The sequence below is a fragment of the Roseburia sp. 1XD42-69 genome (assembly GCF_003612565.1).
Classification (GTDB): Bacteria; Bacillota; Clostridia; order Lachnospirales; family Lachnospiraceae; genus Roseburia_B.
Genome location: NZ_RAZG01000016.1, coordinates 63,893 through 85,475, shown reverse-complemented (window position 1 = coordinate 85,475; position 21,583 = coordinate 63,893). Strand labels below are relative to the sequence as shown.

The 21,583-nt window shown below is 43.9% G+C and carries 22 protein-coding genes and 1 pseudogene; 13 read left to right on the top strand and 10 right to left on the bottom strand.

Going from position 1 to position 21,583, the window contains the following annotated elements:
- Positions 1-116: 116 nt before the first annotated feature.
- The 5 genes and pseudogenes from D7Y06_RS10305 to D7Y06_RS27020 form a co-directional block, all read right to left on the bottom strand.
- Positions 117-521, bottom strand: a complete 405-nt coding sequence (locus tag D7Y06_RS10305; protein WP_120407708.1) for an FMN-binding protein — start codon at positions 519-521, stop codon at positions 117-119.
- Entirely contained in the window at positions 518-1,087 is a 570-nt protein-coding gene (locus D7Y06_RS10300) for a flavodoxin family protein (protein ID WP_120407707.1), read from the bottom strand. Before D7Y06_RS10300 ends, D7Y06_RS10305 begins: the two co-directional genes overlap by 4 nt.
- A complete protein-coding gene (locus D7Y06_RS27025) occupies positions 1,084-1,257 on the bottom strand; it encodes a hypothetical protein (RefSeq protein WP_243119231.1) in 174 nt (57 codons plus the stop codon). The genes D7Y06_RS10300 and D7Y06_RS27025 overlap by 4 nt, the downstream gene beginning before the upstream one ends.
- Before the next feature lie 470 nt (positions 1,258-1,727).
- A complete protein-coding gene (locus D7Y06_RS10290) occupies positions 1,728-1,931 on the bottom strand; it encodes a hypothetical protein (protein WP_243119229.1) in 204 nt (67 codons plus the stop codon).
- A pseudogene (locus D7Y06_RS27020) lies at positions 1,928-2,020 on the bottom strand (helix-turn-helix transcriptional regulator); the annotation flags it as partial. The gene D7Y06_RS10290 and the pseudogene D7Y06_RS27020, both read right to left, overlap by 4 nt.
- Before the next feature lie 177 nt (positions 2,021-2,197).
- Between D7Y06_RS27020 and D7Y06_RS10280 the strand changes: the two are divergent.
- From D7Y06_RS10280 to gatB, 11 genes are all read left to right on the top strand, one after another.
- Entirely contained in the window at positions 2,198-2,416 is a 219-nt protein-coding gene (locus D7Y06_RS10280) for a cation transporter (RefSeq protein ID WP_120407706.1), read from the top strand.
- A gap of 87 nt (positions 2,417-2,503) precedes the next feature.
- Complete coding sequence (locus D7Y06_RS10275) at positions 2,504-4,381, top strand: heavy metal translocating P-type ATPase (protein ID WP_120407705.1); 1,878 nt, start codon at positions 2,504-2,506, stop codon at positions 4,379-4,381.
- Between the two features lie 38 nt (positions 4,382-4,419).
- A complete protein-coding gene (locus D7Y06_RS10270) occupies positions 4,420-4,773 on the top strand; it encodes an ArsR/SmtB family transcription factor (RefSeq protein WP_120407715.1) in 354 nt (117 codons plus the stop codon).
- 78 nt (positions 4,774-4,851) lie between these two features.
- Positions 4,852-5,940 carry an ROK family transcriptional regulator gene (locus D7Y06_RS10265; protein WP_243119228.1) on the top strand — a complete coding sequence of 363 codons (1,089 nt, stop codon included), beginning with the start codon at positions 4,852-4,854 and terminating at the stop codon, positions 5,938-5,940.
- 229 nt (positions 5,941-6,169) lie between these two features.
- Complete coding sequence (locus D7Y06_RS10260; RefSeq protein ID WP_120407704.1) at positions 6,170-7,195, top strand: zinc-dependent alcohol dehydrogenase; 1,026 nt, start codon at positions 6,170-6,172, stop codon at positions 7,193-7,195.
- A gap of 19 nt (positions 7,196-7,214) precedes the next feature.
- Positions 7,215-8,579 carry an MFS transporter gene (locus tag D7Y06_RS10255; RefSeq protein WP_120407713.1) on the top strand — a complete coding sequence of 455 codons (1,365 nt, stop codon included), beginning with the start codon at positions 7,215-7,217 and terminating at the stop codon, positions 8,577-8,579.
- Entirely contained in the window at positions 8,563-9,543 is a 981-nt protein-coding gene (locus D7Y06_RS10250; protein ID WP_120407703.1) for a carbohydrate kinase family protein, read from the top strand. Before D7Y06_RS10255 ends, D7Y06_RS10250 begins: the two co-directional genes overlap by 17 nt.
- A gap of 474 nt (positions 9,544-10,017) precedes the next feature.
- Positions 10,018-11,763, top strand: coding sequence for an aspartate--tRNA ligase (gene aspS, locus D7Y06_RS10245; protein ID WP_120407712.1), 1,746 nt, complete (start codon positions 10,018-10,020; stop codon positions 11,761-11,763).
- A gap of 25 nt (positions 11,764-11,788) precedes the next feature.
- Complete coding sequence (gene gatC / locus D7Y06_RS10240; RefSeq protein WP_120407702.1) at positions 11,789-12,082, top strand: Asp-tRNA(Asn)/Glu-tRNA(Gln) amidotransferase subunit GatC; 294 nt, start codon at positions 11,789-11,791, stop codon at positions 12,080-12,082.
- A gap of 42 nt (positions 12,083-12,124) precedes the next feature.
- Positions 12,125-13,612: an Asp-tRNA(Asn)/Glu-tRNA(Gln) amidotransferase subunit GatA gene (gene gatA, locus D7Y06_RS10235; RefSeq protein ID WP_120407701.1), complete on the top strand. Its 1,488-nt coding sequence runs from the start codon at positions 12,125-12,127 to the stop codon at positions 13,610-13,612.
- Positions 13,609-15,048, top strand: coding sequence for an Asp-tRNA(Asn)/Glu-tRNA(Gln) amidotransferase subunit GatB (gene gatB / locus D7Y06_RS10230; RefSeq protein ID WP_120407700.1), 1,440 nt, complete (start codon positions 13,609-13,611; stop codon positions 15,046-15,048). Before gatA ends, gatB begins: the two co-directional genes overlap by 4 nt.
- 29 nt (positions 15,049-15,077) lie before the next feature.
- On the opposite strand, the gene D7Y06_RS10225 is transcribed toward gatB, so the two are convergent.
- From D7Y06_RS10225 to D7Y06_RS27010, 5 genes are read right to left on the bottom strand one after another with little or no spacing between them, the layout of a single operon-like run.
- The gene (locus D7Y06_RS10225; RefSeq protein ID WP_120407699.1) at positions 15,078-15,878 is read right to left on the bottom strand and encodes a DUF6551 family protein; all 801 of its coding nucleotides are present in this window, start codon (positions 15,876-15,878) and stop codon (positions 15,078-15,080) included.
- Positions 15,868-16,131, bottom strand: a complete 264-nt coding sequence (locus D7Y06_RS10220) for a hypothetical protein (RefSeq protein WP_120407698.1) — start codon at positions 16,129-16,131, stop codon at positions 15,868-15,870. Before D7Y06_RS10220 ends, D7Y06_RS10225 begins: the two co-directional genes overlap by 11 nt.
- Positions 16,128-16,604 carry a hypothetical protein gene (locus D7Y06_RS10215; RefSeq protein ID WP_120407697.1) on the bottom strand — a complete coding sequence of 159 codons (477 nt, stop codon included), beginning with the start codon at positions 16,602-16,604 and terminating at the stop codon, positions 16,128-16,130. The genes D7Y06_RS10220 and D7Y06_RS10215 overlap by 4 nt, the downstream gene beginning before the upstream one ends.
- Positions 16,597-17,226, bottom strand: a complete 630-nt coding sequence (locus tag D7Y06_RS27015; RefSeq protein WP_243119226.1) for a hypothetical protein — start codon at positions 17,224-17,226, stop codon at positions 16,597-16,599. The genes D7Y06_RS10215 and D7Y06_RS27015 overlap by 8 nt, the downstream gene beginning before the upstream one ends.
- A 28-nt stretch (positions 17,227-17,254) precedes the next feature.
- Complete coding sequence (locus D7Y06_RS27010; protein WP_243119224.1) at positions 17,255-18,445, bottom strand: recombinase family protein; 1,191 nt, start codon at positions 18,443-18,445, stop codon at positions 17,255-17,257.
- Positions 18,446-18,601: 156 nt separating this feature from the next.
- Here D7Y06_RS27010 and D7Y06_RS10205 point away from each other — a divergent pair, with 156 nt between their 5' ends.
- Positions 18,602-18,946 carry a helix-turn-helix domain-containing protein gene (locus D7Y06_RS10205; protein WP_120407696.1) on the top strand — a complete coding sequence of 115 codons (345 nt, stop codon included), beginning with the start codon at positions 18,602-18,604 and terminating at the stop codon, positions 18,944-18,946.
- Positions 18,947-19,593: 647 nt separating this feature from the next.
- The gene (locus D7Y06_RS10200; protein WP_120407695.1) at positions 19,594-21,567 is read left to right on the top strand and encodes a methyl-accepting chemotaxis protein; all 1,974 of its coding nucleotides are present in this window, start codon (positions 19,594-19,596) and stop codon (positions 21,565-21,567) included.
- The last annotated feature ends 16 nt before the right edge of the window (positions 21,568-21,583 follow it).

Below are 21,583 nucleotides of genomic sequence, written 5' to 3'. Positions count from 1 at the left end.
AAATACTCTTACATATCTAATTCTTATCAGGAAAGTCTAAAGTTCATAGACACAAGATTTTTTACAGCCTCTCAGATAGCCACCGCACCCCGGTTTTTTCATGGGTGCAGAGATTGCTATTGTCCAAGTTTCAAAGCATTTTCAACAGCTTTTTTTATGACGGTGCTTGAATTTGTTGCGCCTGCTATTGCGTCTACGTCAATTTTCTGTTCGTCAACAATCTTGTCAGTTACGGATTCTGCGGCCTTTCCCCGTTCCTGCCTGTGTTCCAAAATGTTAACGCTTTTGATTTCTCCATTTTCCACGGTAACTTCCACTTTAGCATATATAAAATTCACATCATATTCTCCAATATAAACTCCGTCAGAAACATCCGATATATTTATTTCTTCAAAAGTGATTTCTTCTACTGCCTGTTTATAATCTGCAACATCTTTAAGATAAAGTATTCCCAAAACCAAACCGCCGAGAAAAAGGAGGAGGATAAGAGATAAAAGGATTTTCTTTTTGAATATTTTCATGACATACACCTCTCAATTTTTTTGATTGTCTGTTTTGGCAAGTCTTTTTTATTTACCGTACCTGCACATACAATTTTACCTATGGGTTTCATTCCCGCTGTTTTAAAGAATTCGTCCATACTGCGGATTGCCCCTCTGCTTTGTCTGAATATCCATGAAAAAGGAAAAGGCGTATTACAGGAAGTTAAAAGCAGATATTCCTTTCCTTTTAAGCGGGGCCTGGGAAAAGTGTTTGTTTCCTCCATGGCTGTTCCCAGTAATCGGTCAAACAGATTTTTAACAGCGGCAGGCACATTTGCCCAATAGACGGGAGCTGCCAGCAAAACGGTTTGGCATTTCTGTAAGCAGGCTGCAATTTCCTGCAGGTCATCTTTTTGAATACAGGTTTGTGTATTCATACAGGCCCTGCATCCTTTACAGTATGAAAGATTTTTTTCGTACAGGTTGATTTTTGTTACATGATAGCCGTTTTTTTCGGCTTTCCCAATGGCACAATTCAGCATAGCTGCACACATCCCATTTCCATGGGGACTTCCCAAAATGGCAAGCAAAACTTTTTCACTCATAATCTTTCCTCCGCGGCTGCAATAGAACCATACAGCATATGAAAACCATACTCTAAAAACTGCAGCTTTGACAATCCCATTGTTTTATTTTTTCCCATGAAAAATACCGATGCAGCAGAAGCAATTTTTTCCCGGTGTGCGCTTTTGGGTTCTTTTTTTCTCCGTCCCATTTCCGGCCTCCTTATTAATTAAACTTAGAGTTTAATTATAGGGGATGTAAGGGACATTGTCAAGGTTTTCATGGCAGATAAAGAATAGGAGTACTAAAAAAGACAACAGGCAAACGCCCGCTGTCTTTTGATAGGATAGAAATTGTTTATTCATTATTCATTTCCTGTCTTGTACCTTCCCACAAACTTTACACCGTCCTAATTCATCTAATGGCATTTCACGTAATATCCTTGTTAATTCCGTGTAAATCACTTTATTTTCTAAAGTGCTGCAAAAATCCTTATCTTCTATTACCGGACTATATCCTTGACGGCCGCACAGGATACAAGTATTTATATATTTTTTTGCAGGGCAGTTCCATTTTTCAATATAGAGTGAATAACCACGTTTTGTAAGTTTACTATGTGACATTTTGAACCCTCACACAAATAATTTTAATGTTCAGACTTTACAATAATCCGTATGAAATCTAATAGCTACATGATTTTTTTATCAGTAAATCACAGCCTCCGGATATCATAAGTAAAATACCAATCAGTGAGGTTCCAACTACAATTAAATCCGGGCGGGGCACAGGTATAATTTTATGTATCCCCAAACCGTAGGTCAGCAGTCCTCCCAGTAGAATAACCATCCCTGCAATGGTCATAAAAATCAGTAATCCTTTTTTCATAACGAATCCTCCTCATAAATAAAAATTTCTTCAATGCTCAGATTAAAATAGCGGGCAATTTTAAAGGCAAGCTGAATAGATGGATTATAGCATAGAAGATAAAAATGTCAAGTATACTTTCTGTTGTTGAAAAATATATGTTTATATCTCAAATTCTTCTTGACAAATTCTTAATACCTGTTATACTAATATCAAATATATGAATAATTGTTCATATGAACCAAATGACAAACAATTAAAAATGTGAAAAGAAAAGGAGAACAGACATGAAAAAAACTTACAAAATCGAGGTAGACTGTGCAAACTGTGCAAACAAGATGGAGCAGGCCGCAAAGGAGACAGCCGGAGTGAAAGAGGCTACCGTCAATTTTATGACCTTAAAGATGATTGTGGAGTTTGAGGAGGGTAGTGAGCCAAAGCAGGTGATGCAGGAGGTTTTGAAAAACTGCAAGAAAGTGGAAGATGACTGTGAAATTTTTATTTAGGAACTGTGAAGTAATCCGGCATCAAAGATAAAATTTTCGTATCAGTTTTTTTGCCTGGAAAAAAGAGGCAGGAGAGAGAGGAGCATTATGAATAAAAAGCAGAAAAAGGCATTGGCACAGATTATCAGCGCTGTTGTTTTACTGGCTGTCATATCCCTTGTGACGGGGAAGGTTTCTGTCAGCCCCTATGTGGAATTTGTACTCTACATGGTTCCCTATCTTCTTGTGGGGTATGACATTTTAAAGAAAGCCTTAAAGGGCATAAAAAACAAGCAGGTGTTTGACGAAAATTTTCTTATGGCGGTGGCCACTTTGGGAGCCATTGCCCTTGGGGATTACAAAGAGGGCGTGGCGGTTATGCTGTTTTACCAAATCGGAGAGCTGTTTCAGAGCTATGCCGTGGGGAGAAGCAGAAAAAATATCAGTGAGCTTATGGATATCCGCCCGGATTATGCCAATGTAGAACGGGAGGGAAAACTGGAAAAAGTGAACCCGGATGAGGTGGATATCGGCTCTGTTATTCTGGTTGGGCCAGGGGAGAAAATTCCTATTGACGGCGTGATTATTGAAGGGGAGACCACTTTAAACACCAGCGCTTTAACAGGAGAGAGCCTGCCCAGGGATGCAAAAGTGAACGACGAAGTCATCAGCGGATGCATCAATATGACAGGCGTGATAAGGATAAGGACCCAAAAAGAATTTGGTGAGTCCACAGTGTCAAAGATATTGGATTTAGTGGAAAATTCCAGTTCCAAAAAGTCACGTTCTGAAAATTTTATCAGCAAATTTGCCAGATATTATACCCCCATCGTCTGTTACAGCGCCTTGGCGTTGGCTGTACTGCCGCCGCTTTTTCATCTGGTTACGGGAAACCAGGCAATGTTTTCCCAGTGGATTTACCGGGCATTGACCTTTCTTGTTATCAGTTGTCCCTGTGCCCTTGTTATCAGTATACCCTTAAGCTTTTTTGCAGGGATTGGAGGGGCAGGCAACCAGGGAGTATTGGTAAAGGGCTCTAATTATTTGGAAACTTTGTCCCAGATAAAATATGTGGTTTTTGACAAAACAGGAACCATGACCCAGGGAATATTTGTGGTAAGCGGAATTCACCACAGTGAAATTTCAGATGAAAAACTTTTGGAATATGCGGCTTTGGCGGAGAGTTATTCCTCCCATCCCATCAGCAAAAGCCTTCAGAATGCTTATGGCAGGGAAGTTGAGAAAGACAGGGTAAAAGAGGTTGAGGAAATCAGCGGAAACGGCGTGACGGCATTGGTGGACGGCATAAGGGTTGCGGCGGGAAATGAAAAACTTATGAGACATCTGGGGATATCCTATAAAGAGTGCCATCAGGTGGGAACGGTAGTCCACATGGCGGTGGATGGGAAATATGCCGGACATATTTTAATTTCCGACCAGCTAAAGCCCCATGCAAAAGAAGCGGTTTTGGCATTAAAAAAGGCGGGAATAAAAAAGACTGTAATGCTTACCGGGGATATGAAAAACGTGGCGGAAAACGTGGCGGCTGATTTGGGAATTACAGAAGTTTACAGCGAACTTCTCCCGGCAGATAAAGTGAGGAAAGTGGAAGAGCTTTTAAGTAAAAAATCAGAAAAAGAAAAGCTGGCATTTGTGGGGGACGGAATTAATGATGCCCCGGTACTGTCCCGGGCGGATATTGGTATAGCCATGGGGGCATTAGGCTCTGACGCAGCCATTGAGGCGGCGGATGTGGTGCTGATGGATGACGACCCAATAAAAATTGCCAAGGCCATAAAAATTTCAAAAAAATGTCTTAGAATTGTATATGAAAATATATATTTTGCCATTGGTGTCAAAGTAATCTGCCTGATTCTTGGGGCAGTGGGAATTGCCAATATGTGGGTGGCAATATTCGCTGATGTGGGAGTTATGGTGATTGCCGTGATAAATGCCATTCGGGCATTGTTTGTAAAAAATCTTTAGAGTTTATGCAGGAAAAATGAGGTGATATTTTGCAGGATATGGAAATTGAATGTTGTGAATCCCTGGAGGTTCATGAGGATTTGCTGAAAATTGTAAATGATACCATGCCGGAGGAAAATGAGCTGTATGACCTGGCGGAACTGTTTAAGGTTTTTGGGGACTCTACCAGGATTCGGATTTTATTTGTGCTCTTTGAGACGGAAGTGTGCGTCTGTGACCTGGCCCAGGCTTTAAATATGACCCAGTCCGCCATTTCCCACCAGCTTCGGATTTTAAAGCAGAATAAGCTGGTGAAAAACAGGAGGGAGGGGAAATCCATTTTTTATTCCCTGGCGGATGACCATGTGCGGACGATTATCGCCCAGGGAAGGGAACATTTAACAGAGGAGTAAAATTTTATCTTTACAAAAACAGGCTGCAAATTTATAATGCTTTTATAAAAGGAATGAGAAAAGAAGCGGGGAAAAGCATTGGAGAAAAAGAATGTTGCCAGAAAAAAAATTTTACGTTATATGCTGGAGCGGGAGAGTACCACAAAGACGGAGCTGGCCAGCCGCCTTAATTTGAGTATGCCCACTGTCCTTTCAAATATCAGTGAACTAACGGAGCTGGGGTTGGTTTCGGAAGTGGGGGAGACGGCCTCTACCGGGGGAAGAAAGGCAAGGAGGATAGCACTGAACCCCACATACTGCTATGGCCTTGGCGTGGATATTACGGCCCATCATGTGGGAATGGTGCTGGTGGATCTTGGGGGCAATGTTGCGGACTGGCAGAGGCTAAGGTTTGACTTTCAGCCGGATATGGCATATTGCAGGGAGCTGTCCATGAAAATACAGGAATTTTACAGAGATAAAGTTACGGAAGATAAAATTCTTGGGATTGGAGTTTCCCTTCCCGGGATTATTCAGGAGGATTCTGTTTTGTCAAAATCCCATGCCCTAAATCTGGAAAACTACAGCCTGAAACTGATGGAGCAGTTTCTGCCCTTCCCTGTATACTTTGAAAATGATGCAAATGGGGCAATGCTGGCGGAAAATCCGGGACAGAGGGGGGATGCGGTTTATCTATCCTTAAACAATACGCTTGGGGGAGCAGTCTGTATTGACGGAAAGTTATTTACGGGTATCCAAAAGCGGGCAGGGGAGTTTGGACATATGCTTTTGCACCCGGGGGGGAAAAAATGTTACTGCGGTAAGTCCGGTTGTGCGGACGCCTATTGTGCGGCAAGCGTTTTGACAAAAGGCGGGGAGTATTCTTTGGATGCTTTTATGAATTCTTTATGCAGTGATAAGGATAACCAGCAGCTCTGGGAGGAGTATCTGGAAAATCTAGCCATCCTAATCTCCAACATCCGTATGGTTTTTGACACGGATATTATTTTAGGGGGAGACGTGGGAGGATATTTGAAGGATTATATGGTGGAATTAGGGGAAAAAGTATTTCGCTATAACCTTTTTGATATGGATGTGAGCTATTTAAAAAACTGCCGTTACCAAAGAGAGGCTTCGGCTGTAGGGGTGGCAAAATATTTTTTTGAAAAATGGATAAGCCGGATGTAACAGGAAGGCAAAATGTTGAGAGAGAGAATTGTAAGTGACGAAAATCCTTACAATTCTTTTTTTATGTTCACAGATATTTAATTGTAAGTATTGCACAATAAACCTTTGGAAAATAAGTTGATTGTGACGAAAAATTCAAAATCTATTGACAAAAAAGAACTCCTGGGCCATAATGTAATTACTTTAATAAAACATTTAATAAAACAAAACATAAAGGAGGAAACATATGATGTTACAGCAAATTATGACAGCGCCGGGGAAAATTGAATTCAGGGAGGTACCTGTACCAAAACCAGGAGAAGGGCAGGTATTGATTAAGATTATGAATATCGGAATCTGCGGTTCCGATATCCATGTGTATCACGGGGAGCATCCCTTTACTTCTTACCCGGTAACCCAGGGCCATGAGGTTTCAGGGGAGGTAGTGGAAATCGGAAGTAATATTACGGATTTTCATCTGGGACAGAAAGTCACCATAGAGCCCCAGGTTTACTGTTCTAACTGTTATCCCTGCCGACATGGGAAATACAATCTCTGCGAGGAGTTAAAAGTTATGGGGTTCCAGACCACAGGAACCGCATCCCATTTCTTTGCCGTGGATGCCTCCAAAGTTACCCCTATCCCGGAGGATATGTCCTTTGAGGAAGGAGCCATGATTGAACCTTTGGCAGTGGCAGTCCATGGGGTAAAACAGGTGGGAAATGTAAAGGGATTAAATATTGTGGTTATCGGCGCAGGGCCCATTGGAAATCTTGTTGCTCAGGCGGCAAAGGGAATGGGGGCAGCGAAGGTTATGGTGACGGACGTAAGTGATTTAAGGCTGAAAAAAGCCCGGGAGTGCGGAATCGATGTCTGCGTGAACACAAGAGAAAAAGATTTCGGGGAGGCAATGACAGAGGCTTTCGGTCCGGATAAGGCAGATGTGATTTATGACTGCGCCGGAAATAATATTACCATGGGCCAGGCAATTAAACATGCCAGAAAGGGGAGCATCATTGTTCTTGTGGCTGTTTTTGCAGGGATGGCTACAGTAGATTTGGCAGTTGCAAACGACCATGAACTGGATATAAAGAGCACTATGATGTACCGCCATGAGGATTATCTGGATGGAATCTCCCTGGTGAAAGAAAATAAGGTATATTTAAAACCATTAATTTCCAAAACATTTGCATTCAAAGATTATCTAAAAGCTTATCAGTACATAGACGATAACAGGGAGACTACCATGAAAGTCATTATAAATGTACAGGAATAAGGGACGGGAGGAAAATACTATGGGAGGCAGAAACGAAAAAGGAAGTGTACCTTTCATCAGCAAAATTGCATATGGATTTGGGGATGTGGGATGCAATTTCAGTTGGATGTTTGTGAGCAATTTTTTAATGATTTTTTATACGGATGTCTTTGGAATCAGTATGGCAGCAGTATCCGCACTCATGCTTTTTTCAAGATTCTGGGATGCCATTAACGATCCGATTATCGGAAGCCTTACGGACAAGACAAAGACAAGATGGGGACGTTACCGTCCGTGGCTTTTGATTGCGGCCCCTGTTACGGCAGTGATTCTGGCCCTTACTTTCTGGGCGCACCCGGGCTGGTCTGACACATCTAAAATTGTATATATGGTAATTACATATTGCCTCTTGGTATTGGGGTATACTTGTGTTAATATTCCTTATGGAACCCTTTGCGGGGCAATGACCCAGAGTATTGACGAGCGGGCTAAAATTAACACCTCCCGTTCAGTGGCTGCCATGATTGCCATTGGCATTATTAATATTATTACGGTTCCCCTTGTGTCAAAATTTGGAAGTTCGGACATGGGGCGGGGGTATCTCACCGTAGCGGTTTTATACGGATGTATTTTTGCGGCCTGCCATTTATTCTGTTTTGCCAAGACAAAGGAAGTGGTGGAGATTCCGGAAAAAGAAAAAACGCCCCTGAAAGTGCAGCTGAGAGCGGTAGCACAGAATAAGCCTTACCTTTTAGCCCTGGCAGGGCAGGTATTGTTCGGTTTTACCCTGTATGGCAGAAATGCGGATATTTTGTACTATTTTACATATGTGGAGGGAGATGCATCCTATTACACGGTATATTCCATGTTTATTATCATTCCTTCTATCATTGGAGCGGCCTGTTTTCAACCGGTATTTAAAAAGACAAACAACAAGGGCAGGGCTGCATCTATATTTGCACTTTTAACAGGAATCAGCATGTTAATTTTGTATCTGTTTCGGGCAGATAAAAATCCTGTATGTTTTTACGGTTTTTCAGCATTGACCCAGTTTTTCTTCTCAGGGTTTAACACGGCAATCTATGCCATTATCCCGGACTGCGCCGAGTATGGCCAGTGGAAGACAGGGCTTCGCAACGACGGTTTCCAGTATGCTTTTATCTCCCTTGGAAACAAAGTCGGGATGGCACTTGGGACGGCGCTTCTTGCAGGGCTTCTTGGAAAATTTGGATATGTGGCAAATCAGCAGCAGAACCGGTCTGTGCTTCTCATTATGAAACATGCCTTTACCACAGTTCCGGGAATACTTTGGATTGTAACGGCGGCAGTTCTGTTTTTTTACCGCTTAAACAAGACACATTACAATGCGATTGTGGAGGAATTAAAGAATGGAAAAAAAGTTTGACGTGACGGCCCTTGGAGAACTTTTAATTGATTTTACGGAAAACGGCGTAAGCCCCCAGGGAAATCCGATTTTGGAGGCCAACCCCGGGGGAGCCGTGTGCAATGTGCTTTCGATGCTAAATCAGCTGGGGCATACCACAGGGTTTATCGGAAAAGTGGGAGATGATATATTCGGGGAGCAGCTCACAAGAGCGCTGGAGGAAGTGCATATAGCCACAGAGGGATTGGTGAAGGACAGGGAAGTTCCCACAACCCTGGCATTTGTCCATACCCTGCCCGGAGGTGACAGAGATTTTTCGTTTTACCGGAATCCCGGGGCAGACATGATGCTTGGGAAAGAAGAAGTAAATGTATCTATGGTGGAATTTTGCAGGATTTTTCATTTCGGCTCCCTCTCCATGACGGATAAAATTTCCCGGGAAGCCACAAAATATGGGGTGGAACTGGCAAAAAAATCCGGGGCGGTGATTTCCTTTGACCCAAATTTAAGGCCTCCCCTCTGGAAAACGCTAAACGATGCGAAGGAACAGATTGATTTTGGAATCCGCCAGTGTGACATTTTAAAAATATCGGACAATGAAATTCAGTGGTTTACAGGGGAGGAAGATTTAAAAAAAGCTGCGGAAATCCTTCTGGAAAAGTACGACATAAAACTCCTCCTGTTGTCTATGGGAAAAGAGGGGAGCATGGCCTTTCAGGGAGACAAAATGGTTTCGGTTTCCGGAATCTTGCAGCCGGATACCATAGAGACCACAGGGGCGGGGGACACCTTCTGCGGATGCGTGCTGCACTATGTTTTGGAGCATGGTTTCAGAGCGTACACAGAGACAGAACTTAGGGAGATGCTGGCTTTTGCAAATGCGGCGGCTTCTATCGTGACCACAAGGAAAGGCGCATTGCGGGTGATGCCAAAGAGAGAAGAAATTTTAAGTACCCTTGAAAAAATTTCTTGCAATTCAAAATAAGGTGTGCTATATTGTAACACAAACGTAAGGGTTCGCTTAAGCAGAACGGTTACGATAAGCAAAAGCTGAGAAGGAGACTCCTGGATTCAGAGGCCGACAGGAATACAACGTCACCGACTGAGAGCGTTGTTTGGAAGAGGATGCAGCGGGAACACTCCGGAGCTGACTGGCTGAACAGACACAGATTTCGTGCAGAGTAGGCCAGTACGTCATGCGCGTTAAGCATAGAAGAGAGGGAAAGTGTAAAATTTTTTACATTTTTCAATGCGGGTGGTACCGCGGATTATGATGATTCGCCCCGGGACAGGAAACTGTCCCGGGGTTTTTTCTTTTTATGTGCAGGGGCGCACATGGAAATCAGCCGTTACACGGCATGCGCCCTGCACGGCGGACAGAGGAAAATGTATTTTCCTCTGTCCGATTAAGAAAAATAGTCCGTCCCGGAATTTTTTTAAAAAGAAGGGAGCAAAGAAAATGAGCAGTAAGTACAGAGACGTAACATTAAACAAAGTGACAGAAAGTGACATTGACAGAGAAATCCGGGTGGCGGGATGGGTGGAAAATATCCGCGACCACGGCGGGGTATCCTTTATTGACTTAAGGGATATGTATGCAGTCCTCCAGGTGGTTATCAGGGACGGGGAGTTGTTAAAAGGAATCCGCAAAGAGCAGGCCCTCTCCATCAAAGGACTGGTGGAAAAAAGGGACGAGGACACATATAACCCCAAAATTCCCACGGGAACTATTGAGTTAGAGGCCAGGGAAATTGACATTTTAGGAGAAGTATACACCACCCTTCCCTTTGAGATTGCTGCAAGCAGAGAGGTTAGGGAGGATGTGCGTTTAAAATACCGTTATCTGGATTTAAGAAATCAGAAAGTAAAAGAAAATATGATTTTCCGATCAAAAGTGATTTCTTATCTCCGGGAAAAAATGACGGAGATGGGATTTTTGGAGATCCAGACCCCCATTCTCTGCGCTTCATCCCCGGAGGGGGCCAGGGATTATATTGTGCCATCCAGAAAATTCAAGGGCAAATTTTATGCCCTGCCCCAGGCACCCCAGCAGTACAAGCAGCTTCTAATGGTATCCGGTTTTGACAAATATTTTCAGATTGCTCCCTGTTTCAGGGACGAGGATGCCCGGGCAGACCGCTCTCCGGGAGAGTTTTACCAGCTTGATTTTGAGATGAGTTTTGCAGACCAGGAGGATGTGTTTGCAGTGGGGGAGGAAGTGCTCACGGAAACTTTCAACAAATTTGCCCCGGAGGGAGCAAAAGTCACCCAGGCGCCCTTCCCGGTTTACAGCTACAAAGAGGCCATGCTTTTGTTTGGAACAGACAAACCGGATTTAAGGAATCCTCTTCGGATTTTGGATTTGACAGAGTTTTTTCAGAAATGCACCTTTAAACCTTTTATTGGAAAAACAGTCCGGGCCATAAAAGTTCATGGTGACATGTCCAAAAGCTTTCACGATAAGCTGCTGAAATTTGCCACAGGCCTTGGCATGGGCGGTCTTGGCTATCTGGAGGTTTTGGAGGATAAAAGCTACAAAGGGCCCATTGACAAATTTATCCCGGAGGAATTAAAAGAGGAGTTTAAAATGTTGGCGGGACTTGAAGTCGGAGACACCATTTTCTTTATGGCGGACAAAGAGGAGAAAGCCGCATACTATGCGGGGATGATTCGTAAGGAGCTTGGGGAAAAACTGGATTTGCTGGAAAAAAATGCATTCCGGTTCTGCTATATCAACGATTTCCCCATGTTTGAAAAAGATGCGGTGACAAAACAAATTGGTTTTACCCACAATCCCTTCTCCATGCCTCAGGGGGGACTTGAAGCCCTGAACACAAAAGACCCTCTGGATATTTTGGCTTACCAGTATGATATTGTGTGCAACGGCGTGGAACTAAGCTCCGGGGCGGTGAGAAACCATGACATGGAGATTATGGTAAAAGCATTTGAGATTGCAGGGTATGATGAGGAAGTTTTGAAAAATAAATTCGGGGCCCTTTACAATGCGTTCCAGTTTGGGGCTCCCCCACACGCAGGGATGGCCCCCGGCATCGACCGCATGATTATGCTGCTTTTGGGCGAGGAAAATATCCGTGAGGTAATCCCATACCCCATGAACGGAAATGCGGAGGATTTAATGTGCGGTGCGCCAAACCATGTGACGGAGCAGCAGCTTCGGGAAGTGCATATCAAAGTGCGGGATTGATATTTATTTGAGATTGGAGGAAGCTATGGCAAATCAAATCAGTGACGATACCATTGAATACGTGGGGATTCTGGCAAAGCTGGAATTATCCCCCCAGGAAAAAGAGCGGGCAAAAAAAGATATGGAGGAAATGCTTGACTATATTGACAAATTAAATGAGCTTGACGTCTCCGGCGTGGAACCCATGTCCCATGTGTTCCCTGTAAACAATGTGTTTCGTGAGGATATTCCCACGGATATTGACGGAAGCAAAGATGCCCTTTTTAATGCCCCGTCTGTAAAAAACGGTGGGTTTGAAGTGCCAAAAACCATCGGGTGACAATAGGCTTGGGATATTTGAAACCTTCACAGGAGGATTACCATGAGTTTGACAAGTTTGACAGCAAAAGAGCTGGGAAAAAAAATAAAAGAAAAAGAAATTTCGGTAAAGGAAGCGGTAAATGATACTTTGGACGCCATAGAAAAAAAAGAGGATAAAGTAAACAGTTTTGTCACTGTGGCGGACAAGGATGCCCTGTTAAAAAAAGCGGAGGAAGTGCAGAAAAAAATAGGGGAGGGAACTTTAGGCGGCCCTCTGGCGGGAGTGCCCATTGCCGTAAAAGACAATATGTGCATAAAAGGACTTTTAACCACCTGCAGTTCTAAAATTTTAGAAGGATTTGTTCCTTCCTATACGGCGGAGGCGGTAAAAAATCTGGAAGATGCAGGAGCCATTGTGATAGGAAAAACAAATATGGATGAATTTGCCATGGGAAGCACCACAGAGACTTCCGCTTACGGCGCCACGAAAAATCCTTGGAATTTAGACCATGTTCCCGGGGGCTCCTCCGGGGGCTCCTGCAGCGGGGTGGCGGCGGAAGAGTGTGTTTGCGCCTTAGGCTCTGACACCGGGGGTTCCATCCGCCAGCCCAGCGCTTTTTGCGGCGTCACAGGCATAAAACCCACTTACGGAACCGTATCCCGTTACGGGCTTATCGCCTATGGCTCTTCTTTGGACCAGATAGGCCCTGTGGCAAAGGATGTGACAGACTGCGCCCTTATTCTGGAAACCATTTCTTCCTATGACAGGAAGGATTCCACTTCCATGAAGCGGGAGGGTTTGGATTTTACCTCCGCCTTAAAAGATGATGTAAAAGGAATGAAAATCGGGATTCCCAGGGATTATTTCGGGGAAGGATTGGATGGAGAGGTAAGCCAGGCGGTAAAAGGGGCAGCGAAAGTTTTGGAAGAAAAAGGTGCTGTGCTGGAGGAATTTGACTTAGGGCTGGTGGAGTATGCCATCCCCGCGTACTATGTGATTGCCTGTGCCGAGGCAAGTTCTAACCTGGCCCGTTTTGACGGGGTGAAATACGGCTACCGGGCAAAGGAATATGAAGGGCTTCACAATATGTATAAAAAAAGCCGATCCGAAGGTTTTGGCACAGAGGTAAAACGCCGGATTATGTTAGGATCCTTTGTCCTAAGTTCCGGTTACTACGATGCCTATTATTTAAAGGCCCTCCGCACAAAGGCATTGATCAAAAAAGAGTTTGACAAAGCTTTTTCAAAATATGATATGATCCTTGGCCCTGCCGCCCCTTCCACGGCCCCGAAGCTTGGAAGCAGCTTAGACGACCCTATGAAAATGTATCTGGGGGATATTTACACCGTATCCGTAAATCTTGCCGGCCTGCCGGGGATCAGCCTGCCCTGCGGCATGGATAAAAAAGGTCTTCCCATAGGGCTGCAGCTTATCGGGGACTGCTTTCAGGAAAAAAATATAATCCAGGCGGCTTACGCTTACGAGTGTACCAGAGAATACAGACACAGTCCCTTATCGGATGTGTATCAGGTAGGAGGGAGAAGATGAGTAAAGAATATGAAACGGTGATAGGTTTAGAAGTCCATGTGGAACTTGCCACAAAGACAAAAATTTTCTGTTCTTGTTCCACTGCTTTCGGGGGAGCTATAAATGCTCACACATGCCCGGTTTGTACCGGTATGCCGGGTTCCCTTCCCGTTTTAAATAAACAGGTGGTAGAATATGCCATGGCAGTGGGCCTTGCCACAAAGTGTGAAATCACCCGGTATTGCAAATTTGACCGGAAAAATTATTTTTATCCGGATAATCCCCAAAACTATCAGATTTCCCAGTTGTATCTTCCTATATGCCGAAACGGGGGCATTGAGATAGAGACGGAGCAGGGAGGAAAAAAGACGGTGGGCATCCATGAAATCCATATGGAGGAGGATGCGGGAAAATTAGTCCATGATGAGGACGGGGATGTGTCTGTGGTGGATTTTAACCGCTCCGGGGTGCCTTTAATTGAAATTGTGTCAGAGCCGGATATGCGAAGCGCAGAGGAAGTCATTGCATATCTGGATAAATTAAGGCTTATGATCCAGTATCTTGGGGCTTCGGACTGCAAACTCCAGGAAGGCTCCATGCGGGCGGATGTGAATTTGTCTGTGCGGGAAGCAGGGGCGAAAGAGTTTGGCACCAGGACGGAGATGAAAAACCTGAACTCTTTTCGGGCTATTGCAAGAGCTATTGAAAATGAGACAAACCGCCAGATTGATTTAATTGAGTCCGGGGAAAAAGTTGTCCAGGAGACAAGGCGCTGGGATGACGGCAAAGCCTATTCCTACGCCATGCGCTCCAAGGAGGACGCCCAGGATTACCGCTATTTCCCTGACCCGGATTTAGTTCCGGTATCCATAAGCGATGAGTGGATTGAAAGTGTCCGGGCAAAACAGCCGGAACTTCCCACGGAAAAACTGGCCCGTTACCAGAGTGAGTACGGCCTGCCGGAATACGACGCCCAGATACTTACCGGGACAAAGAAGTTTGCGGACATATTTGAGGCGGCGACAGAGATTTGTAAGAAGCCCAAAAAAGTTTCCAACTGGCTTATGGTGGAGACGATACGCCTGTTAAAGGAAAATGCCATGGATGCGGAGGATATCCGTTTTTCTCCGGTAAATCTGGCAAAGCTCATTGATTTGACGGACAATGGCACAGTGAACAGCACTGTGGCAAAGGAAGTTTTTGAGGCCGTGTTTAAAGAAGACATTGACCCGGAAAAATATGTGGAAGAAAAAGGGTTAAAAACCGTAAACGATGCGGGGGCCCTGCGGGAAACAGTGGAAACGGTGATGAAAAATAACCCCAAATCCGTGGAGGACTATAAAAACGGGAAAGAAAAAGCTATTGGCTTTTTGGTGGGCCAGGCCATGAAAGCCATGAAGGGGAAAGCAAACCCGGGAATGGTAAATGAAATTTTAAAGGAATTGTTGTCAAAATAGTGTAAGCCACGGTTGTCCCTATGAGATTTTTAGTGTTTTTTTGCGGAATACAGTTTGGATATGGGCAGGGGATGCTGAATCTTTTTGTTATAGATTTGCAGCATAGCCTCGGCATATCCCCGGGAACCGGCGCTTCTCTCCCTGGCGGTGCGGCTTAATTCTTTTAGGGAAATTGTGCCCAGTTTTTCTTTAAAAACGTCGTCTTTTAGCGCTTCTTCATAACAGAATACAAGGCGGGCGGTTCCGTTTAACATGTTTGCGCTAAAAGATTTTGGCGACCCTTCCCAGGCTCCGATAAGGAGCCTTAGGGTGCGGTCAAGAATATGAAAGCCATATTTGTCGTGAATGCTTTCCATAGTAGCAATAGCACAGATTCCTCCCGGAGTCGTTCTGCTGGAAATCATAAGGCCGTAGGATTCCACCAGGGATTGAATGAGGAGTTGCTTGTCGTTTCCGGCTTCTATATTTGCCATAAAAATTTCGTAGGGGGAGAGCGCTTTTGCATATTTCATCTGGTTGGCAAAAATATCTGCTTCCCTTGAGTATTTAAGGTCGTCATATATCATACACCACACAGGAGTTTCCCTGGAGCCGGAGACAAGGGCGATAATCTCAATGGTGTGCTGGCCGTTAAAGACATAGTTTATACCGTCCCTGCGGCTGACTTTTACCGGATTGATTTGGCATAAATCAAAGTTTGCCGCAGCATTCTGTACATGTTTTAGGGATAGGTTTCGCTGGTAATCCTGGTTTGAAACCAGGTTTTTAATGGGAATCAGTTCATAGTGAACCTGAGGTACATAGGGAGTAAAATCAATTTCACTGTTCATAGGTATTCTCCTTGAGCTTTTCTTCCAGTTCATCTGCGGCGTCTTTCAGGTCGGTTAATGTATCTGACAGTTTTTTCCGGGCATTTGTTGAGGCTTCCTTAAAATTAATTATGGAGACGGAACGTTTCATAGAACGAATCCACATAGGGATAGTAAGATTTAAACTTGACAGTTCTGCGTCCGGATCATATTCTGGCATTTGCTTTATTTCTGGTTCTGTGTTAAAATGATATTTGTAATTAGAGTGATTCATTTAATTTCCTCTCTTTTCGTATTTTTATATCTTTTCTTTTCATCTAAAACTGCGTATCCCATGAAATTATTTGTGCACAGATGGTATGATGTGGAACAGGGGGCATAGGCTGGCTCTTTTTCCGAAACAGGAATTTCAATTTCCGGGGAATCTAGGTCAAATAGACATATTTTTGTATTTTCAACAATGGTTATTTGTCCGTGGAGCCTGTAGCGGTAATTTACATTCCAGTCCATCATGGAAAACACTTTTGCGGAAAAGATTTTACAGCTTATGTGCCTGGGAATTTTCTTTTCAGTATTCCTGCACCAGCGAATAGAATCTTTTTCATAGATGGCGGAGGGAAGGACAGCCAGGAGTTTATCCCTGGGATTTATAAGAATTTCAATGAAATCAGATTCCGAAAGTTCCTTTAAGCACAGTGTATTAACATATGCTTTGTATTTATAAAACGTAAAAGTCGGATCATTCATTATTTTGCTCCTGTTGAATTTTATCTATCAGTTTTTTTATGTTTTGGTTCAATTTTTCCAGTGGGGTTGTGTGCAAAAAAGGCTCTTTCTCAAAGGGAATCCCTGTTAAGTTACTTTTCCATTCTGTAACCTGGGATGTTTCCAGTGGCTGATTTGCAAAATATTTTTCTCCAAAGTTATCTGACCAGTTTTCAGGATAAAGGATATGATATTTGCTGTCCACAGTCCCTTCGCCTTTTCCAAATGGACTGTCAGTCTTTTCTTTTAATGAGGCAGCGGGAATTCGTATTTCCGTATGGGAGAGTTCAAAAAGAAGAAAGACGTCTTTATCTTTTTGTTTTAAGGATCCAAGAATACGGTGGCTGTACAGTGGGTTCCAGTCAAGGAGATTATACAGGGTGGGCAGAAAAGCAGCGCCCCGAATTATTCTTGGATAATATTTTTCTCTTTTTGGCAAAGACCAGCGAAGGGCAGTGCGCTTGTTTTTATCTGAGGGACGTACCGCCAAGAGCTTTTTTTCCGGGTGAATCAGAAGTTCTACAAAATCAGTGGGAACGTTTCGAACTGATGCGGCGCTAAAGCGCAGGAACCCCGGGGAAAAAGTCACCGAAATTCGGTTCATGCTCTGAATGAATTCTCCCCGGACAATTTCAAAATTTTTGAAAAAAAAGTCCCTCTGGCTCTGTTTCATATGTTTTTTCAGGCGGGGGTATAGATTTTTCACAGATATTTTCCCCAGCACTTAAATAGTCTTTGGCCAAAAATCCGCTCCAGCTGGGATGGATGATGACAAATCCTTTTAGAATACCTGAAGTTATAACCTGCAGGCGGGGGAGGATGTCTTTATTTCCATATTTGGCGTTTTGTATTAGGTGCTGTACAGCGATAAAGTCATCCCGGGAGATAATTGCCGGATGATGGTTTTTTTGTAAATATTGGTTTCTGTCTTTTTTATTTTTCTTTGATTTGTGGTCCAGATAATTGGGCGTCCAGGTTTTTCTTGCCAGTATATCTCCGCAGTGGCGCTCATTCTGCAATTGGGAGAGAACTGTGGAAGAAGACCAGACACAGCGGTCCTGTTTGGTTTTTCTGCCTAATTCGGTAAGCTTATCCGCAATTTCCCTGCAGGTATATCCATAAAGATACATGAAAAAAATCAGCCGGACGGTTATGGCTTCCTCCTGGTTTACCACAAGGTTACCCTCTTCGTTCTGATCGTAACCCAGCAATGGGGGAGTTAAAAAAATTCCCCGCCGAAAACGCATCTCAATGGAGGCGTTCATAATTTCACTTTTGTTATGGCTTTCTTCCTGGGCGAGGGTGGAGATAAAAGCCAGGTTCATTTCACTTTTACTGTCTAAAGTGCAGAAATTTTCCGTTTCAAAGAAAATGCCGATAGGAGGGGAAAGGGAGGCAAGTTTCCGCACGTAACCGATACAGTCTAAAATGTTTCTTGCAAATCTGGATACGCTTTTTGTGATAATTAAATCAATTTTTCCGTGATGGCAGTCTTCAATCATTTGTACAAAGGCATCCCGGTGTAAAAGAGAAGTGCCGGATATGCCTTCATCTGCATAGATTCCTGCCAGATTCCATCCGGGGTGTCTGTAAATTACATCCTGATAATGATTTTTCTGAAGTTCATAGGAGGAAGTCTGCCTTGGGTCGTCTGTAGAGACCCTCACATACACGGCAACTCTTTTTTCCGACTTATCTTCATAAAAGTTTTCCGCAGGGATGGCTGGAATAATATCCAGGGTGTCCAAATCCACTCCCTGGTATCGGCTTCTGATTTTTTCTTTTTGGACAGGGGGATAGTCCTGCTTTTTCAGTGATTTCATATGTCCTCTTTTCTCTGTCAGCCAGATTCCAAAAGTGAAAAGTAATGGTGTTTATTTAGATAGTATATTTCATAGTTATTTTTTTGAAAATGGACTGCAGGTTTAGAACTTAACCTACAGATAGAATATTAATAAAATTTTTTTCAGGAGGTTTTTATGTCCGTAAATTACATTTTGATTGGGAAAAGGGTGAGAGAAGTAAGAAAACAAAGAAACATTTCCCAGGCACTCCTTGGGGAGAAAGCCGGTTTGTCCCCCCAGTATGTAAGCCAGGTTGAAACAGGAAGAAAAAAGGCAAGTTTGCAGGCGCTTATCCATTTGGCCAGGGCGTTGGAAGTGTCAGCTGACACTCTTTTGTACGGAAATCTGGGGAAAAATGCCCTGGAGTATCAGAGAGATGTTTCTGAGCTGCTTGAGGACTGTACGGATTTTGAGCGGAGGGTATTATTTGAGGTGATGGGGGCGGTGAAAAAGATTGTGCGGGATAATCTGAGAGCGTGACGGAAAAATCTATTTTCAAATAGCATTGCCCGATGTATAATGAAAACAGCGGGGGATATTTGCCCTGGTCGAATTTTAGGGAAACGATGATTTAATCAGCGCTTTCTTAGAAATGTGCAACTAGCGATAGCAATGCTAGGGCAATTTTGAAACATCTACATTTTTTCTTCTCACAATATAATATTTTCTTGTCTATTGCAAGGATAAGAATTAAGCCAGAATTGATTCCACCCCATTTTACGATTAAAGCAAAAAAAACGGAGACGCGGCAGCTATCAGACAGCCACCGCGCCCGCAAAGCCGCATATAGCAAGAAGGCTCTTTCCCTCAAAAGTAGTAAATTGGTAGTAAATTCAGCTTGAAATCCTGCTTGTATGCCCTTAAATCAAGGTTTTTTTGAGATAATCAACCATTTTATATGAAAAATATATGGAGGAGCTTAAGGCAGAGGGATACAAGAAGATTGACTGTTACGGGATTGCGTTTTACAGGAAAGACTGTGAGGTCCGGTTTGGGAAAGCTCAAAAAATATAGTGGTTGACAAGCAGGAATAGTAGATTTTATAATATAAATAAATTAGTAAAATGGTTGAAAATGTCAATTAGAATATCTTATTTTCAGCTATGTGAGCAGGAGGTAATATTCAAATGAGAAGCATTCGAACCAAAATCACCTTATGTCTGATTCTGACAGTTCTGATGGGACTGGTTGCATCCGGATCTTCAAGTATTTCACTAAACTACAACAGTACCATGTCCACGGTGGAGCAGATGATGAGCCAGACGGCAGTTCTGGCGGCAGGACGGGCGCAGAAGGAACTGGAGGTATATAAGAATGTTGTCATGGAGGTGGGGTGCATTCCTCAGCTGTCAGACCCGGAAGTACCGGTGGAAGAAAAACAGGCTATTATCGACGAGCGTGTTTCCATGCATGGCTTTCGCAGGGGAAATATTGTCGGCGCAGACGGCATCAGTATTTTTGACGGAAATGATTATTCAGACCGTGAATATGTCCGTCAGGCAATGCAGGGAAATGTTTTTGTTTCGGAGCCGTTAATCAGCAAGATTACAGGAGAATTGTCCATTATGGTGGCGGCGCCTCTGTACTCGGAGGGAGACCATGGGAAATCCATTGTGGGCGTTGTGTATTTTGTTCCGTATGAAACCTTTTTAAATGATATTGTATCCGCTATTCAGCTTGGCGAAAACAGCAGGGCTTATATGATTAATAAGACAGGGGACACGATTGCCGACATTACGCTTGAAACAATTACAGTTCAGAATATAGAAAAGGAGGCTGAAAGTGACCCTTCTTTGCAGGACCTGGCGGCGATTCACGGAAAGATGCGTCAGGGGGAAAACGGATTTGGAAGCTACATAAACGGAGAAGATAAAATGTTCGCAGCCTATGCCCCTGTGTTAGATACAGACGGCTGGAGCATTGCAGTGACCGCACCCCAGATTAATTATTTGGCGTCCACCCGTGATGCAATGGTTATCAATATCGCCGTTATAGTGGTTTCCATTCTGATTTCCGTTGTGATTGCCCTGACTCTGGCTGTCAATATTGGAAAACCTATGAAGGCTTGTGTAAACCGTATGAAACTTTTGGTGGAGGGGGATTTGGATACGCCCATGCCTAAGGTTAAAAACAGGGATGAAACTGGTGTGCTCGTCAGGTCCACGGAAGCGCTTGTGGAGGGGCTTCGCACTGTTATCAACGATATCAGTTATCTGCTCAATGAGATGGCAAATCAGAACCTGGATGTCCATACGGAACATGAAGATGTATATGTGGGCAGTTTTCAGGATATTTTGCAATCCATGCGCAATATGAGGGTTGAACTGAGCAATGCTATGCATCAGGTTAATAGTTCTGCGGAGGGCGTGGCAAATGCCAGCAACCAATTATCCTCAAGTGCACAGACACTTAGCCAGGGCACTACAGAACAGGCAAGTTCGGTACAGGAACTGGCAGCGCGGATAAGCGTGATTTCCGAGGAAGTGAAAAATACGGCCAGCGGGGCGCTGGATGTGAGGAGCCAGACACATCAGACAGGTGAAGAAGTTTTACTGTGCAACCAGAAAATGCAGAATTTGGTGGAGGCTATGGAAAGGATTCAGGCCAGCTCCGAGGAGATTGAAAAGATTCTAAAGACAATTGATGACATTGCATTCCAGACAAATGTTCTCGCCTTAAATGCGGCAGTGGAGGCAGCCAGGGCCGGCACTGCGGGGAAGGGGTTTGCTGTTGTTGCGGAGGAGGTTCGGGATTTGGCCGGAAAATCTGCGGAGGCAGCCCAAAATACATCGGAACTTATTGCAAATTCCGCAGAAGCGGTACATATGGGTACGGAGATTGCCCAAAATACGGCAGACGTTCTTTTAGGCGTAGTAAACAGCATTCAGTCTGTGGTGGATGCCATTGATCATATTGCAGTTGTATCCAATGAGCAGTCAGAGTCAGTTGAGCAGGTTTCGGAGGGGATTAATCAGATTTCACAGGTTGTACAGAGCAACAGCGCTACTGCGGAGGAAGGTGCAGCAGCCAGTGAACAGCTTTCCGCCGAGGCTTCCTGTCTGAAGGAATTGGTGGACCAGTTTACCCTTGCGAAGGAATAAGGGGAGTGGGGTAAAA

What these genes read in the sequence shown, in the direction of transcription:
- D7Y06_RS10260 (WP_120407704.1), top strand. Translation starts at nt 6,170, where the DNA reads ATGTTACAGCAAATTATGACAGCGCCGGGGAAAATTGAATTCAGGGAG.
- D7Y06_RS10200 (WP_120407695.1), top strand. Translation starts at nt 19,594, where the DNA reads ATGAGAAGCATTCGAACCAAAATCACCTTATGTCTGATTCTGACAGTT.
- gatA (WP_120407701.1), top strand. Translation starts at nt 12,125, where the DNA reads ATGAGTTTGACAAGTTTGACAGCAAAAGAGCTGGGAAAAAAAATAAAA.
- D7Y06_RS27025 (WP_243119231.1), bottom strand. Translation starts at nt 1,257, where the DNA reads ATGGGACGGAGAAAAAAAGAACCCAAAAGCGCACACCGGGAAAAAATT.
- gatC (WP_120407702.1), top strand. Translation starts at nt 11,789, where the DNA reads ATGGCAAATCAAATCAGTGACGATACCATTGAATACGTGGGGATTCTG.
- D7Y06_RS10290 (WP_243119229.1), bottom strand. Translation starts at nt 1,931, where the DNA reads ATGAAAAAAGGATTACTGATTTTTATGACCATTGCAGGGATGGTTATT.
- D7Y06_RS10215 (WP_120407697.1), bottom strand. Translation starts at nt 16,604, where the DNA reads ATGAATGATCCGACTTTTACGTTTTATAAATACAAAGCATATGTTAAT.
- D7Y06_RS10225 (WP_120407699.1), bottom strand. Translation starts at nt 15,878, where the DNA reads ATGAACAGTGAAATTGATTTTACTCCCTATGTACCTCAGGTTCACTAT.
- D7Y06_RS10250 (WP_120407703.1), top strand. Translation starts at nt 8,563, where the DNA reads ATGGAAAAAAAGTTTGACGTGACGGCCCTTGGAGAACTTTTAATTGAT.
- D7Y06_RS10280 (WP_120407706.1), top strand. Translation starts at nt 2,198, where the DNA reads ATGAAAAAAACTTACAAAATCGAGGTAGACTGTGCAAACTGTGCAAAC.
- D7Y06_RS10255 (WP_120407713.1), top strand. Translation starts at nt 7,215, where the DNA reads ATGGGAGGCAGAAACGAAAAAGGAAGTGTACCTTTCATCAGCAAAATT.
- D7Y06_RS10305 (WP_120407708.1), bottom strand. Translation starts at nt 521, where the DNA reads ATGAAAATATTCAAAAAGAAAATCCTTTTATCTCTTATCCTCCTCCTT.
- D7Y06_RS10220 (WP_120407698.1), bottom strand. Translation starts at nt 16,131, where the DNA reads ATGAATCACTCTAATTACAAATATCATTTTAACACAGAACCAGAAATA.
- D7Y06_RS27010 (WP_243119224.1), bottom strand. Translation starts at nt 18,445, where the DNA reads ATGAAATCACTGAAAAAGCAGGACTATCCCCCTGTCCAAAAAGAAAAA.
- aspS (WP_120407712.1), top strand. Translation starts at nt 10,018, where the DNA reads ATGAGCAGTAAGTACAGAGACGTAACATTAAACAAAGTGACAGAAAGT.
- D7Y06_RS27015 (WP_243119226.1), bottom strand. Translation starts at nt 17,226, where the DNA reads ATGAACCGAATTTCGGTGACTTTTTCCCCGGGGTTCCTGCGCTTTAGC.
- D7Y06_RS10270 (WP_120407715.1), top strand. Translation starts at nt 4,420, where the DNA reads ATGGAAATTGAATGTTGTGAATCCCTGGAGGTTCATGAGGATTTGCTG.
- D7Y06_RS10275 (WP_120407705.1), top strand. Translation starts at nt 2,504, where the DNA reads ATGAATAAAAAGCAGAAAAAGGCATTGGCACAGATTATCAGCGCTGTT.
- D7Y06_RS10300 (WP_120407707.1), bottom strand. Translation starts at nt 1,087, where the DNA reads ATGAGTGAAAAAGTTTTGCTTGCCATTTTGGGAAGTCCCCATGGAAAT.
- gatB (WP_120407700.1), top strand. Translation starts at nt 13,609, where the DNA reads ATGAGTAAAGAATATGAAACGGTGATAGGTTTAGAAGTCCATGTGGAA.
- D7Y06_RS10205 (WP_120407696.1), top strand. Translation starts at nt 18,602, where the DNA reads ATGTCCGTAAATTACATTTTGATTGGGAAAAGGGTGAGAGAAGTAAGA.